The sequence below is a fragment of the Streptomyces sp. NBC_01669 genome (assembly GCF_026339735.1).
GTDB classification, from domain to species: domain Bacteria; phylum Actinomycetota; class Actinomycetes; order Streptomycetales; family Streptomycetaceae; genus Streptomyces; species Streptomyces yanii.
The window spans coordinates 5,315,302-5,329,096 of the sequence record NZ_JAPEQG010000001.1; the positions used below are offsets into that span (position 1 = coordinate 5,315,302).

At 66.4% G+C, this 13,795-nt stretch carries 11 protein-coding genes; 5 read left to right on the forward strand and 6 right to left on the reverse strand.

The window, feature by feature from the left end:
* Nucleotides 1–128: 128 nt before the first annotated feature.
* The 5 genes from OG972_RS23915 to OG972_RS23935 all read right to left on the reverse strand — a co-directional run bounded on the left by OG972_RS23915 (nt 129) and on the right by OG972_RS23935 (nt 6,155).
* A complete protein-coding gene (locus OG972_RS23915) occupies nt 129–536 on the reverse strand; it encodes a hypothetical protein (RefSeq protein WP_266984633.1) in 408 nt (135 codons plus the stop codon).
* Entirely contained in the window at nt 533–1,987 is a 1,455-nt protein-coding gene (locus OG972_RS23920) for a right-handed parallel beta-helix repeat-containing protein (RefSeq protein ID WP_323135954.1), read from the reverse strand. The genes OG972_RS23915 and OG972_RS23920 overlap by 4 nt, the downstream gene beginning before the upstream one ends.
* 923 nt (nt 1,988–2,910) lie before the next feature.
* Entirely contained in the window at nt 2,911–4,041 is a 1,131-nt protein-coding gene (locus OG972_RS23925; RefSeq protein WP_266984637.1) for a catalase family protein, read from the reverse strand.
* Between the two features lie 54 nt (nt 4,042–4,095).
* On the reverse strand, nt 4,096–5,448 hold the full coding sequence (locus OG972_RS23930; RefSeq protein ID WP_266984639.1) for a Dyp-type peroxidase: 1,353 nt from the start codon (nt 5,446–5,448) through the stop codon (nt 4,096–4,098).
* A 116-nt stretch (nt 5,449–5,564) separates the two neighbouring features.
* The gene (locus OG972_RS23935; RefSeq protein WP_266984641.1) at nt 5,565–6,155 is read right to left on the reverse strand and encodes a hypothetical protein; all 591 of its coding nucleotides are present in this window, start codon (nt 6,153–6,155) and stop codon (nt 5,565–5,567) included.
* A gap of 346 nt (nt 6,156–6,501) precedes the next feature.
* Between OG972_RS23935 and OG972_RS23940 the strand changes: the two genes are divergently transcribed.
* Nucleotides 6,502–7,212, forward strand: a complete 711-nt coding sequence (locus tag OG972_RS23940; protein WP_266984643.1) for a GAP family protein — start codon at nt 6,502–6,504, stop codon at nt 7,210–7,212.
* A gap of 748 nt (nt 7,213–7,960) precedes the next feature.
* On the opposite strand, the gene OG972_RS23945 is transcribed toward OG972_RS23940, so the two are convergent.
* The gene (locus tag OG972_RS23945) at nt 7,961–8,185 is read right to left on the reverse strand and encodes a cold shock domain-containing protein (RefSeq protein WP_266984645.1); all 225 of its coding nucleotides are present in this window, start codon (nt 8,183–8,185) and stop codon (nt 7,961–7,963) included.
* A 500-nt stretch (nt 8,186–8,685) separates the two neighbouring features.
* On the opposite strand from OG972_RS23945, the gene OG972_RS23950 reads away from it, so the two are divergent.
* From OG972_RS23950 to OG972_RS23965, 4 genes are all read left to right on the forward strand, one after another.
* A complete protein-coding gene (locus OG972_RS23950; RefSeq protein WP_266984647.1) occupies nt 8,686–10,404 on the forward strand; it encodes a hypothetical protein in 1,719 nt (572 codons plus the stop codon).
* A gap of 762 nt (nt 10,405–11,166) precedes the next feature.
* Nucleotides 11,167–11,925 (forward strand): GAP family protein, encoded by a 759-nt coding sequence (locus tag OG972_RS23955; RefSeq protein ID WP_266984649.1) that lies wholly within the window; start codon nt 11,167–11,169, stop codon nt 11,923–11,925.
* Between the two features lie 773 nt (nt 11,926–12,698).
* Nucleotides 12,699–12,944, forward strand: a complete 246-nt coding sequence (locus tag OG972_RS23960; RefSeq protein ID WP_266984651.1) for a hypothetical protein — start codon at nt 12,699–12,701, stop codon at nt 12,942–12,944.
* 174 nt (nt 12,945–13,118) lie between these two features.
* On the forward strand, nt 13,119–13,631 hold the full coding sequence (locus OG972_RS23965) for a hypothetical protein (protein WP_266984653.1): 513 nt from the start codon (nt 13,119–13,121) through the stop codon (nt 13,629–13,631).
* Nucleotides 13,632–13,795: the final 164 nt, after the last annotated feature.

The following is a 13,795-nucleotide window of genomic DNA, read 5'->3' on the forward strand; positions in this document are numbered from 1 at the left end:
ATGATGCGTGCGGCGTAGCCACAGTCGAAGACGCTGCTCCGCTGTCTCAGCGGGGCAGCCTGTGCCCTGTCGGAATCCTGCACGCCCCAGTCCCCGGTGCTGCTGGAGACAGCTGATGCCGCCGCTGATCAGACGATGCTGGTCAAACCCTCGATCGCCGTCCGCGCCCACTCCTGCGCCCCTACCGCCGTACCAGCCACTACTCCGGTCGCGACCGGGGCCAGCGCTCCCTTGAGCGTGGCAATTGCGCGGCGGAGCCTGCCTGGCTCAGGGGGTTCCGGCTGGGTGATCGTCGCGAGGACCTCTCTGGCCGCTGAATCGGCATCCTCACGGTCCTGATCGGCGAGCCCTGCCTGGGGCAGTTGCCGCAGCAGGTCGGTGACCAGCTTGGCGAGCTCCTCGAAGCCCGGGGCCACGGCACTGTTGTTCTGCTGGTTCTGGGTGACCGTGTCGTTGTTCCAGGCGAACTGGGCGCCGGAGACCTCGGCGTTGAACACCGGCCCGTCGTAGTTGTTGACGTTCTGTGGCTCGTTCATGTGCTGGAACCGTCCTCGTCGGTCTGCTGCTGGATGACCTTGTTGTTGTTCCACGCCAGCTGAGCACCGTGGACCTCGGCGTTGAACACCGGCCCGTCGTAGTTGTTGACGATCGTTGGCGGACGCTCGACCGGCTTGACGATCTGCTTGACGATCGGCAGCGACGTGCGGAGAGAGACCAGGTCGACGCGACCGTTGTCCTGTACGGCCACCCCCTGCGTGCCGTTCACGGAGCAGTCCACCAGCCGGCCGCCGGACGCGTCGTTGAAACTCACACCTGCGGCCGCGCAGTCGACGAACTCGCTGTTCGCGACGTCCAGGTAGGCGGAGTCCTGCCCGTAGAGGCCAATTGCCTCCGAGCCGGACACGGTGAGGTTCCTCGCGACGAGCCTCGCCTTGCCGAGCCCGAAGGCCCCACATTTGCTCACCGCTGTGACGTCACAGTCGTGCACAAACAGCTGAGCGTCCTCGCCGACCCCGAAGCCCATCATCCCGCGCTCCGCCGCCACGCCTTTGAGCGTGACCCGGGACTGGCCGAGGACCTCCACCGCGGACATGCCGAAATCGCGGAACACCGAGTCGGTAATGTCGGCCGTGGTACCGCTGTTACCCCGGGTCTCCACGGCCGACTGGCAGCGCTCAACACGGACTTGCTCGAACACAGCCCTGGCCTCGTCGTAGACCCGCAGTGCGACACTCGTCAGGTCCTCCATCTCGACCCGGGTGAAACGGCCTCTGCCGGCGTCAGTGACGGCTATGCCGACGTTGCCTCGCGAGATGCGGCAGCCGTGAACCTCAGGAGCGGCGCCCTTGGTCGAGAACACCGCGATGTTGCCCGTGTCGAAGACCTCGCAGTCCTCGAACCTGCCACAGCCTGAGGTGTGGACGTTGATGCCGGTGTCGCGACACTCGATGAACGCGCAGCCGCGCACCACCGGGTCGGCACCACTTACAACTGCGATCCCGTGTTGCGCATCGGTGACACGCGTGGCATCTACGGAACCTTTCGACTGCTCGATGAACGCGATTCCTTCCGCATGCACACTGTTGATCGCGCAGCCGGTCACGGTGAGTTCCGCCTGCGAGTCCGCCATGATGGCCGCTTTGCCGGTGCCGGTCAGCTCGCACCCGGTGACCTGGGCACGCGCACCGCTGACCCGCACGCCGTGGATCATGCTGCCCCCGATCCAACTGCCCTGGACCGAGACGTGGGCGCCTTTGATCACCGCGACCGCATTGTCGGTGGCGTCGGTGAACCGGCACCGTTCGATGAGCCCGTTCGACCCGCTGAAGAGGGCTCTACCATGCAGGATCACGCTGTCCCGCAGCGTCACGGAGGTGTTCGGCCTCGCGTGCACGCTGACGCCGTTGTGCGCCCGGATTTCTGAGTGGTCAAGCGTGAGCGTTCCCGTATGGCAGCCTACGACGTCGGCGTCGCGGCCGATCAACACGAGGCCGTGCACACGAACCGACCCGAGGGCGTCGAGGACGGCACCGCGAGGCCGGCTCACCACCACGGAGCCCGGATCACCGAGCGCGGCTAACTGGACCTCGCCCTGGACGGTGAGCGCCTCCTCGTAGCGGCCGGGCGCGATCTCGACCAGCGCCGCTCGGCCCCGTCCGGCCGCAGCAGCCAGAGCGGACGTGATGTTGGGGTAAGCGCGACGACCGCCGTGCGGTGAGACGAAGTACCTCGTGACCATTCCCGCCCCCCACGCGCGGCCCACCGGAGCCGCCGATATTACCGGAGCAGTTGGGAGCGGCTAGGCCGCTCAGCGACAGTCACGCCAAGCCCGGTCGATCGCCTTGGCTGTTGCGTCGTCAGTGAGCTGAGCTGCTTGATCCCCCCGGGTACCTCGCGCTCGTTGAGAACGAAGAGCCGGCCCCCGACAAGCCTGGTGGCCGACTTCCAGCCGAGGCGGCGGCCCGCCTCGCGGGCAGCGCGCCGGACATCCTTGAGGTCGCCCATCTCCGCGAGGTCGTCGGCGCCCAGAATCAGCCACCCGCAACAGCCCTGGTACTGGGAGCTTGAGAGCAGCCTTCAGCAGCGTCTCCAAGTGGTCGACCAGGTTCTCGAACCGTTGCTGGGCCAGCTTGTCCTTCATGGGCATCGTCTACCGCACCCCATGTGTGCCGCATATGTGCGGCAAGACCGGAGGCCCTGCCGCTCACTCGGACGACAGGGCCTCCGGCCTGCTGTTTCTCTGTGCCCCCGGCAGGATTCGCACCTGCGACACCCGCTTGAGGAGTTCGGCCGAGCAGCTCCTGTACGGGCCCCGGCACTGCCACCGGCATGGTGTGCGTCATCACCCAAGACCACTTGTGTTCATCGCCGTTGATGTCAGCTGGTGATGTCGGATTGCATTAGCCGGCTTCATTGGGCCGAGCCAAGTACCTCGTCGGCGCTGCGGGGCTCTGTGCGCGGCTGTTGGTTGAGCTTGTGGCGCTCGATGGAGGAGTGCCGGTAGACCTCCTTGCGGGCCCGCATGATGTTGCCCAGGGGCGCATGCTCGGCGGTGACTCGCCAGGGCGTGAAGGACAGTGAGTCCATCTTCTCCAGGTTTTCCGGGCCGGATATGTCCTGCTGCGGCAGCCGCAGCTTGGCCACGGTGACGGACGGCGAGAGCTGCTCGGGCCATTCGACAGTGGTGTCCTCCACCGGCATCCGCTCCAGGTCGGTGCAGAGCTGTACCTGGATGTCGAAGGCGTAGGGCCGCTCCTGCAGCTCGGCTTGCAGGGTCGGTCGGAAGACCTCCGCCCCCGAGGTCGGGTCGATGTCGCGCCGGACCACCGCGGCGGCGAAGAGCGGGTCGGGGGTGATGCGCACCTTTGCGATGTACTCCCCGTGCCGGACGGCGCCCATCGTCCAGTAGCTCGACAGCAGCAGGTTTGCCGGAGGGGTCTTTGACAGGCGCAGGAAGGCCAGGAACTCGTCCCATGCCCAGTTGTCCTGGTCCAGCGTTCCCTTTCCGGTCACGAACTCGGTGAAGAAACGATGCGCGCCGGGTCGGCCCTGGGAGAAGTAGGCCGGCGCGTTCAGGAACAATTCCTGGATGAAAAGGTAGTGCTCGACTGTGTTGCAGAAGAAGATCGGTCCGTTGATGTTGGCGTAGTCGAATGTGCCCGTGTCCGGTTCGTCTTCCAGCAGAGTCGGGCCGGGAATGTCGAAGATCTTCAGCGCCAGTCCGGTGGCGGCGCCCAGTCGAGCGTCGGCTCCGGCGTGAGGCGAGCCGTTGGAGAAGCGGATGAGCGCATCGTGGGTTCCTGGAGTCGCGTAGATTCCTTGGGCGTATTCGGGGGGCAGCCCGTCCAGGATCTCCACTTCCCCTCGGACCAACCCGTAGCCCTTGGCGTGGGCGTCGCGGAGGGCCCGGCCAGTGCCACCGGCCTTGACCGACTCGGCGATGTAGCTCTCGGTCTTCTCGATCACCGTCTGCAGGTTCTGGTCGAAGTGCGGATCGTCGTCTTCGACGTCCGGTGTGTAGCGGACGAACTGTGTTGCCATGACGTCGACCTCTTCTCGAAGACCGCGTGGGGCCTCAGGGGGTAGGAATTGCCCTCAGTCCTCCAGTTCGGCGAGCCAGCGCAGGGCGCGCAGACCCGGCACGAAGCAGTACTCACCGCCGCGGGTGACCACGAAGCTCGGCAGGTTCTGCAGACGGCGCCGGACCGGCTTCTCCGGGATGGTGACGCTCCCGGTTCCGCCGTGATGCCCAGCCACTGGGTCCTTCTCGCCGGGATAGCCGATGAAGTTGCCGTCGTTGACCCACTCGGCCTTGATGAACTCAAACTGCCGTTCCAGATGGGCTCCGAGGAAGACTCCGACCAGACCCCGGTCGGCGCCGTCGTCTTCCAGCACGCCCTCGGGCAGCGGCGGGCCGTAGGTGGTGCCGCGGCGGATGAGACGGTGCATCCGTGCGTCGCCGATGATGGTGGAATCACGGGGATTGGTGCGCCTGATGTGTGCACCGGCGGGGCACCGGAACCCTCGGTCGTCGTTCTCCCGGTACAGGAAGTTGTTGTTGCGGTGCGGATCGGCCGCCAGCTCCGGGTCATCGTGCTCCGGCGTCAGCGTCAGCGGCGCCCCGCTGGGCCAGCGCCCGACCATCTTCGCCGCCAGGAGTGCCTCCTCCTCGGCGCTGGAGCTGTTCGCGCGCAGATACCGGCGCCAGGCCGCCACGTTGGTGTGGATCTTGCGCACGGCCGCGTAGGTCCCGTTGCGCCCCAGCAGCTCGGGGCTGGGCATGGGCGGCAGGCTGCCGGTTTCGTCGGGATAGCCGAGGATGAACTCGCCGGCCTTGATGGGGGCTTCCTGGGGGTTGGAGCCGGGCAGTCCGACGCCCTCGATGTTCGGATGACTGATGCCGTCGCGGAATCCGAAGGTGGTACGCCCGGTCGGGAGCTGGTGGACCTCCTGCTGCCAGATCACCTGGACACCGGGCGTGTCCTCGTAGGCGACACGGGCCCGCTGTAGCTCCTTGTCCAGCTGCGCCGTATCTGAGGAGAGGGCGCTCAACGCGATATGAACATCGCCCGTTCCAAACGGTGCCTCCCAGTGGGCCGGGGCACTCTCGCCCACGTCACCGATCAGCTCCGCCCGAGCGGCCATGCCCTCACGAAACGCCCGCGGAAAACTGGCCAGCGACTCCTGGGGCACCCCCAGGGCCCTCAGCCCCTGGTAGGTGAACGCCACCGCCACCCAGGCATCCTGGCTCCGGTCTGCGCTGTGCAGACCACCCGCGGTCACTGGGAGCAGCCGCCGCAGCAAGGCGCGCCCGGCATGGCGGTCATCGACACGCAGGAAGATGAACTTTCCCTCGTAGGGCACGGGCCGTGGACGCAGGGCCCCGCTTTGGACGTCGTCGATCTCGACGCCCACGTCGGCCGCGCTGCTGCTGTCCGCGGTGTTCATGATCGCTTGTGCCTCCACATCGGTCTCTACCTGGGCAGCCCTGCAGCGGCTGGTGCACGTCCGCCGACGCGGTCCACCGTTGGGGGTCGGCTCTGAGGGTTGGCTGTGTCCGGCTTCTAGGCTGCGGCTTCCTCCAACAGCTTCTGGAAGGCAGGCGTGGCCAGCAACTCGGCGTTCGCCGGGTTGTCCAGCGCCGCCCGGAATTCGGGGGTGTCCAGCACCTCCTGGAACGCGTCGTCCACGCGCTGGTCCTTGTAGATCTGCTGAACGGTCAGATCGGGATAGGCGCTGACGAAGACCCCTGCGGGCTCCTGCTGGGCGACGAACCAGTCCTTCACCCCTGGGTCAGTGACGCCGGGGAACCCTTCGCTGTGCGAGAAGACCTTGTCGAAGCGGGCCCCGACTACCGTCTGGGCGAAGTCGTCGATGTACGTGTCCCAGGAGCCGTCGAAGACACTGGCGAACATAAACCGGGTATCGTTGTCGAAGATCACGTGCCGTGCGTCATGCAGGGTGCCGATCTGGCGCAACGCCGCATGGACGTTCTCGTCAGCCGCCGCGTCGGCAAGCGCGGCGAGATCCTCACGCAACGCATCGGCCTCGCCCGGCTTGATCTTGGTAAATACGGTGAACTCGCTGCAGACCCCATCCGACCTGCCTGGCCGCTCGGGTTGAGCTGACTGGGCTGCACCTGTCGTCGCAGTCATCGTGAGATTCTCCTGCCACGGATCGGCGCGAGGGTCGCCCAGCGCCCGGACATGAGGCGCCGTCGCCCTCGCATATCAATCCTCACTGCGGGTGTGCTGCCTCGCACCTTCGGCCCCTGCGCGTGTGCTCACCTGGGGCGGATCCCCGAGAAGCTCCGCTACGGGGGCCATCTGGGGCCATCCTGATCACTTCACGATTCCCCCACCAGGTCCGATTACGTTCCGTGACGCGTCTCCGTCACAGTGCTGAGCGAAGGCGGCAACGCGGGTGCGGCAGGCCCATGCCGGGGTCCTCGCGTCCTGAGAAGCTCCCGAGGACAGATCCGGCACAGCACAGGAAGATGGAATGAGACGTGCCGAGTACGTCGTCGTCGCCTTCTGGGGCAGCCACTTCCGCCAAGCACTTGCTCAATTGGATCGCCAACCCTCACCCCCGCCGGAGGCAACCATGGGCGTAGTTCTCGGTGACGTGCTGGGTTTCGCGGCCGCCGTCGCAGTCAGCCCGCTCCCGATCATCGCAATCATCCTCATACTCGCCACGCCTCGGGGACGTCTCAACGGACTGCTGTTCACCGCCGGCTGGATCCTGGGACTCTCGGCTCTGGGCGCGGTGATGTTGGCGATCGCTTCACCCGCAGGCGCCTCCGCCCACAATCACCCGGCCACCTGGGTGGGAGCACTCAAGCTCGCTCTGGGCGTGTTCCTCGCCCTCTTCGGTGCCCGGCTATGGCACCGGCGCCCGAAGGACTCCTCGCAGGCCCAGCTGCCGAAGTGGATGGGCGCGATCGACCGCCTTACGCCGGTCAAGGTCTTCGGACTCGGACTGGCCTTGGCAGCGCTCAACGCCAAGAATGCCCCGCTGACCATCGCCGCGGGCGCCGCGATCGGCTCAGCCGGACTGCCGGTCGGGCAGCAGATCGCATCACTGGCAATCTTCGTCCTGATCGCCACCCTCGGCCTGCTAGCCCCGCTGGGAGTCTTCGTGCTCGGGGGGAGCGAGCCAAGACCACGCTCGGCAATTGGAAAGACTGGGCAGCTCAGCACAATGTCGCCGTGATGGCCGTCCTGTTCTTCGTTCTCGGATTGAAACTGCTCGGAGACGGCATCTCCATCCTCACCTCCTGACAGGCTTACTCACGCGCGACGGTGTGGTCCAATCACAGACGTGCAACAGAGAAGCTTGGCGTAGCGGCTTTGGGCTGGAGCTGCCACACGACGAGCGATCACGGCCTCGCAACCCACCACTTACCCCAGTGAAGTTCCCCCAAGGCCGGGTAGTTAGCGCTTGCGCCCCCGGCCCAAGCGCTAACTACCCGGCCTTGAAGGAAGGCCTCTACGTTTCCAGGGGATTGACACTGTCGCCACACTGGCAACGCGTCCCGACATAGCCCTGGCCAGCGAGCGATGCTGGTACTCCAGCTTGTTCACGGCACTCGCGCTGACCTCTGGCACCGCAACCGTCTCTGCAGCAGGCGGCTACCAAGTAGGCAGACGTAATCCTGCGGCCGGGCTGATTTGACCGCTGCGCATGGGTCAGCTCTGCCACCATCACTTAGCGCCAGTCCTGACTGGCAGTCAGATTCCGTTCCCATGGCGTTCCCATTTCCCCGGGGAAACGAGCCCACCGAACTACTCCGCGGCAAAACCGCAGATCAAAAGTGCCCCCGGCAGGATTCGAACCTGCGACACCCGCTTTAGGAGTTCGATCAACCGGGAGCTACTGCATGTTGTGGTGAAGAGTGCGGTGGCGTTGCGGACTGCTGGGAATCGTGGAGGTACGCCGTCGTTGATGTCAGCTGTGGATGTCAGGCAGTCCGAGGCACGATGCTCACCGCGCGGTAGTCGTACCCGTCCTGCTTGAAGCCAGGGGCTTCCCATGTGAGGTCGACCTGTTGTCCGGCCGACAGCGTGCGGAAGCCGGTCGCCTGGATGTCGGCGTAGTGGCCGAAGCAGCCGCCGGGGGTCTCGGGGGAGTCGAGAACGCCCCACCCTTGCTCGTCGTCCCACTCGCGGACAGTCGCAGTCACCATGGAGGGAAGCCTACGGCTTCCACCACGCAGACGCGCCTGGCGCATAAGCTTGGGAATCACCGGTACTTGCCCGGCGATGCGCACGCTGACCTGCAAGGATTTCCCTTGATGGCCGTCACCGCCGCGTCACGAATCACCGCCGTTGACCGTGGCTGACCGTCCGTTCTGGTGCGCATCTGGTGCGACCGGGTTCTCCGGACAGACGCACGCTTTCGAGGTCTGTGATCGTCCGTACGGCGTGGGTCGGGGGGGCCTTCCGACCTGGGCTGGGAGGGGAGCGGCGTACGGTGGCGAACGCTCGCGACCGTCAGTGAATGAGACCAGAACTGAGACCAACGGCAGCAATGATCGGCGGTCGCCACCGGGCGTACTACGTGTGACGCAGCCGTTGAGGACGCGGCCGTCGCGGCGACAGGTGGCCGGTCTGACCTGGTGGGTATGCCAGTATCGGGATGGCCCCAGGCGCAGGGGGCGCACAGCCGTGACCGCATAATACGCGGGTGACGACGAGTTCAGTGCCGTACGCGGATGTCCCCGCTCGCCCTTGGGTGTCCGCCGATGCCAGGCGGTGGGCGGACGCGCGGGTGCCCGCGTGGGCGCGGCCGGTGGGGCCGGCGGTGGTGCTGCTGGTGGCCGTGGTCATGGCGGTGATGTTCTCGCCCGACCCGGTGTGCACGGTGGCCGCGCCCTGTGGGGCGGACTGGCTCGATGCGGCCGGAACGATGCTCTTCCTGCCGCACTTGGTGTGGCTGTTTGTGCTACCGGAACTCGCGCTCGTGTCGGCTCCGTTGCTGCTGATCTGGATGAGCAATCCCGATACTTGGCTGGGTGGGCCGGCCGAGAAGATCGCGGACGCCGTCGTTGTGGCGGCGCTGTGCTGGGGCTGGGCGGCCGTCGTGGCGCGGCTGCGGGCGCGCGGCCGCCAGCGGTCGCTCGTGCTCGACGCGGCCGGCGGCATCACGGTGCCCGCCCCGGCGACAGACGACGTCCGCCCTTGGCGCCGGGGCCTGGTCCGCGGCATTGCGGGGGCGATCCTCTGCGCGGTGGCCGGTGCCCTGATCACGACCGTCATCGTGGACGACCGGACAGACGACCGCCTGGCCCGTACGGCCACGTCGGAGAACGCCCGGGTCGTGGCCTACAACACTGACGACTACACCGTCACCGTCCGCCTCCCAGACAGCACACGACACAGGTTCGACGCGCAGGGCAGTTATCGGGTCGGCAGCAGCGTGCCGGTGCTGATGCACAGCGATTGGGTGCGGCTCGCCACTGAGCCCTACGGCGACCGCACCGGCCGCCAGGCGCTGGCACTCGTCCTCGCCGGGCTCGGTGTCACCGTGCTCGGCTCGGGCCTGCTCTCCCGCCGCCGGGCGGTGGCGCTGCGCCGCGCCCCGGTTCCGGTGCTGCGCGTCCTGACCCGTCACCATCAGGGACGTACGGAGATATTCGCCGCCGACGACATCGCCGCCCTGCGCCCGGTGCTGAGCTACGAGCCCCACACCCGCACCCGCACCCGCACGGCACTGCGCCAGGCCCTGCTCTACGGTGCACCTGGCGAGGGCGGTGAGTTGATTCTGGCGAGCGCCACGGAGTTCGGGCAGTGGCTCGTCGAGGCGACCGCGTCCCCGATACGGCACGGTTCTCCCGACGGCACGGGTAAGCCCGGGGAATACCGTCCCGGCATAGCACGCACGGCCGCACACCGCCGAGCGGCCGAGGCCCGCGTCCAAGACGCCCTCGCCGCGATGACCCCTGCTACCGGACCGGTCCGGTGGCAGGCAGGTCCGGTGGCGCGCTCCGTCGGAGCGGCGTTCATCGTCGTGACCATCATGCTGCTGGGGACGTTCTTCACGGGTTCCCCTACGTGGTGGCAGCTGCCCATCTGGTCGGTGGGTGGTTTGTACTGGGTGAGCGTCTGCCTCCGGATGATGATCTGGCGGATCACCGCCGACTCCAACGGACTGCACGTTCGCGGCCTGTGGCGTACTCTCCACCTCCCGTGGGCGGATGTCATCCGCGCTGTCTACACCCCCGAAGGTGAGCTGATCGTCCGTTGCCGCACCGATGTCGACGACGCCCGCGTCGGCAGTGTCGGCTTCCCGCCGCTGGAGCGACGGCTGCGCCACCCAGGCCGTGCTGAGCGTGCCGCCGCCGAGATCACCGCGATGATCCGCGAGCCGGGCCTGCGACCGAAAAACGACGCCGGATGCACATGACCGACCCCCGCTCCGCCCCTGTCACGCTCAGCGGTCCGTCATATCGGCCGCTCGGGGGCTGATGCCAAGCGACTGAGCTCGCGTGCGGTTGCGGTGGTTGCCGTACTTCGCTGCTGTAGTGCAACGGCTCCGGAGGCCCCTTGCGTCTAAATCGTCTACGCAGGTCAGAGAGCTCTCAAGGCTGTTCTTCCGTTGGACGGTCCACAGATAGTCCACCTATGGTCTCGACGAACGACTGGCCTATGCCCTCTTCGCGGGGGACAGGGAACGATAGGGCACGCTGAAGCGGCCGGGTCATCAGGCGTTCAGCCAGGGCAACGGATCAGGTCGCCGGTACCGACGGGTTCGCCTCGGAACATCATGGCGCCATGATGAGCGACATAGCCGCGGTCGACCACCGCTTTAGGAGCGAGGTGGGGTGAGTTGGGGTCTGACCTGCGCGATGCGGACTTCGGCGTCTGCTGTCTCCGGTCTCCGCCAGCAGCCGCAGTTCCCCGTGAGTCCCCGCCCGATCTGGCGCGGTTGTGGCACGGGGAACTCCTGATCCGTAGATATAGAGGGATCGGTCAACCATGGCCATAGAGGTTGCCGTGAGGTCTCTCAGAGGGACTGCCGGATGGCTTCATCGAGCAGTAGTGACGTCACTTGTCGATGGGTTTGGGAGGCGCCCCGATCCACGGTCGGGTGATCTTGACGAGATTGGGAGGCATGGCAGCTCTCGCTAGGGCACCATCGGGATGCTCTTGGTGAAAGGTGCTGGGCATGCCGCAGATGGTGCGCTCGGTACTGTCGCGGGAAGGGCACTCCGCAGCGCCCTGGCCGTGGAGTTTGGAAGGGGAACCGGTGCTGATCCAGGCAATTGGAGCCGTGCTGCCGGCAGCGCTGGCGGTCGCACTCAGCCCCTTCCCTCTGATCGGGATCGTACTGATCCTGGCCGGCCGACAGGGCCGACGCAACGGCCTGCTGTTCACGGCTGGGTGGATCGCCGGGCTCGGGATCGTGGCAACGCTCGTTGTGGTCGTGCTCGGTGGAGCCGACGACCCCGAAAGCCCATCGTCAGCGATCGCAGACTGGGGACGGGTGCTTGCCGGAGTGGCCCTCATCGTGCTGGGGGCGCGCAAATGGTGGCAGCGTCCGCGTGCCGGCAACGAGACCGAGAAGCCACGCTGGATGGCGTCACTCGATGACGTCTCGGCCCTGCGGGCTCTGCTCCTAGGTGTGCTGCTGTCGGGCGCCAACCCAAAGAACCTCGTCCTGACGGCCTCGGCCGCCACGTCGATCGTCGAAGCGGGGGCTCACAATGTCGATCTCACCGTGGCCGTCACCGTCTTCGTTCTCGTCGGCTCCTGCACCGTCCTCGGCGCCGTCATCATCCATCTCGTCGGCGGACAGCGCGCGGCGTCGTTCCTGGACAGTGTCAGGCAATTCATGATCACCAACAGCACCGTGATCACCGCGATGGTGCTTCTCCTTCTGGGCGCCAACATCCTCGGCGACGGACTCACCGGACTTGGTCGGTGAGTCCTCCCATCACAGTGCGGCCCCATCTTCGGGGAAAGGCACCGTGCGTCCGCTCAAGTTTCGTCGGGCCCTCTGAACCACATCGGCGGAGGCTGTCCCCCCGCCTCTAACCCACCGCCCACCCCAGCTTCCATCCCGTCCGCCTTCGGCCCACACACCGTGGAGCGGGCGTGGTTCAGGGCGTCAAGGTGGAGCGCGCCACTGTACGAACGACCTTGACGCCCTGGGCCGCGACTGCTCGGCTCTGCCTGGGTCGGAGGTGGTCGGGATGGGAGCCCACGACGCTCGCCACGATCCGGGCGGCACTCGCGAACGGCGCCCCGTCCATCCCGGAGTCTGAGCGCCCCCGCCGGAGGCATGTCCTTCAGCCTGCCGTTTCCCTTCGTCCAGGCTTTCTCGCTCTAGTTGCGCGACCGGCGTAGCCGGGGCCCAGAGCGGGGCGGAGACAGGAGCGCAGGGCCCCGGCGGTGAGCGGGGGAGCGCGCGACGAGCGGAGCGAGGAGCCTTGATGAGGTAGAGAAACCTGTAACAGGCCTAGCCAGGGAGTCCCTTTCGGATCTCCTGACTGCGCTAGAGCGTGTGTGAGGTTGTGACCAATGTTCGGGTTTTCCCTGTCGGTTGGTCCGGTGTGCGGTGTCCTGTGATAGTGAACCTTGATCATTTCCATCGAAGTTTGGTGATCGTGAGGTCGTGCCGCCGAAGGTTGACCATGCAGGCGCGCACCCATTGAGCTGCGACGCCCTGCATGCCGCTGACCGGGGCATGATGCCCTCATGGAAATTGGTTTCCCATGGGGGTCCACGCCAACCGTCGATCTCCGCCTGTGGCGCTCCGATGCCATCGTGCTGTTCGACTGGCTGACGAGCACCGACCTGAACGCCGTACCGATCACGCATCCGGCTCAGAAGCAGGCTCTCGCAGACCTGCTGGCGCGTTTGGAGGAGGTGGACGTTATTGAGTCCACCGAGGAAGAGATCGCCGCAGCCCAGGAAGAGGTGGCCAAGGATATGGGCTGGTAGGAGGCCGGAGGCGATCAAGCGTCGCTGGCACGCGCTCAAGGTTCACTGGCACATGACAGCTGTCTCGCCTCGTCGAACGTTGATCACACAGGTCGGAACATCGCGTCACCAAGTGGGCAGTCTTGTTGTTGCCGTTCAGGTTGGTTTGTACGCATGGTTGAGGGAGGTCAGCGGGTGTCCGCTGTGGACTTTTACGCTTATGTCGCCTCTCACTGCGACGTACTCGGGGCAGGGATCGGCGCCGGCCCCGACGCCTGGGAAGCCGTTGTGGGGGCGGGATTTCTCGATGTTCCCGGCGGCGGTCTCCTGCGGCGGGACTACGGGCTCGTGGAGGTCTCCTTTTCACCGGACCAGCAGGGGCGCATGTCCTGCTTCGGCTTCGGCGTGAAGATCCACCGGCTGCTCTATGACCAGTCTCCGGGCACTGTGCCGCCACCGCTCTCACGGGAGTATGGAGTCTTCCCCTCCAGAGCCCCGTTCGAAGAACTGCGGGCCAACGTGACGGCCCTCGGCCACACAGTCGAACTCGATGACAAGTCTCGTGACATGCACCGCTACCGCGTGCTGGAGTCCGGTGCCCGCATCCACGTCATTGTCGACCCCGACCCATACGGGTCAGGCGACCATGATCCGGACGGCCATCAGGTGGGCGACGTATGGTCTATCGACGCGTCTCGGGCCTGGTGAGGGTCCCTGCAGCGGCCCTTGCACCTGTGAGCGTGGCCGCTTGGCTCGGATAGACCCCGGCTATACCCACGCGGACGGTTCCACGGCTTGGGCTGGAGCTGCTTTGGGGCGAGAGTAGTCATGGCCCCTTACGCTGCCGCGATTCGGGCAGCTCCTGAACTGTC

What these genes read in the sequence shown, in the direction of transcription:
- OG972_RS23915 (WP_266984633.1), bottom strand. Translation starts at nt 536, where the DNA reads ATGAACGAGCCACAGAACGTCAACAACTACGACGGGCCGGTGTTCAAC.
- OG972_RS23925 (WP_266984637.1), bottom strand. Translation starts at nt 4,041, where the DNA reads ATGGCAACACAGTTCGTCCGCTACACACCGGACGTCGAAGACGACGAT.
- OG972_RS23930 (WP_266984639.1), bottom strand. Translation starts at nt 5,448, where the DNA reads ATGAACACCGCGGACAGCAGCAGCGCGGCCGACGTGGGCGTCGAGATC.
- OG972_RS23935 (WP_266984641.1), bottom strand. Translation starts at nt 6,155, where the DNA reads ATGACTGCGACGACAGGTGCAGCCCAGTCAGCTCAACCCGAGCGGCCA.
- OG972_RS23940 (WP_266984643.1), top strand. Translation starts at nt 6,502, where the DNA reads ATGAGACGTGCCGAGTACGTCGTCGTCGCCTTCTGGGGCAGCCACTTC.
- OG972_RS23945 (WP_266984645.1), bottom strand. Translation starts at nt 8,185, where the DNA reads ATGGTGACTGCGACTGTCCGCGAGTGGGACGACGAGCAAGGGTGGGGC.
- OG972_RS23955 (WP_266984649.1), top strand. Translation starts at nt 11,167, where the DNA reads ATGCCGCAGATGGTGCGCTCGGTACTGTCGCGGGAAGGGCACTCCGCA.
- OG972_RS23960 (WP_266984651.1), top strand. Translation starts at nt 12,699, where the DNA reads ATGGAAATTGGTTTCCCATGGGGGTCCACGCCAACCGTCGATCTCCGC.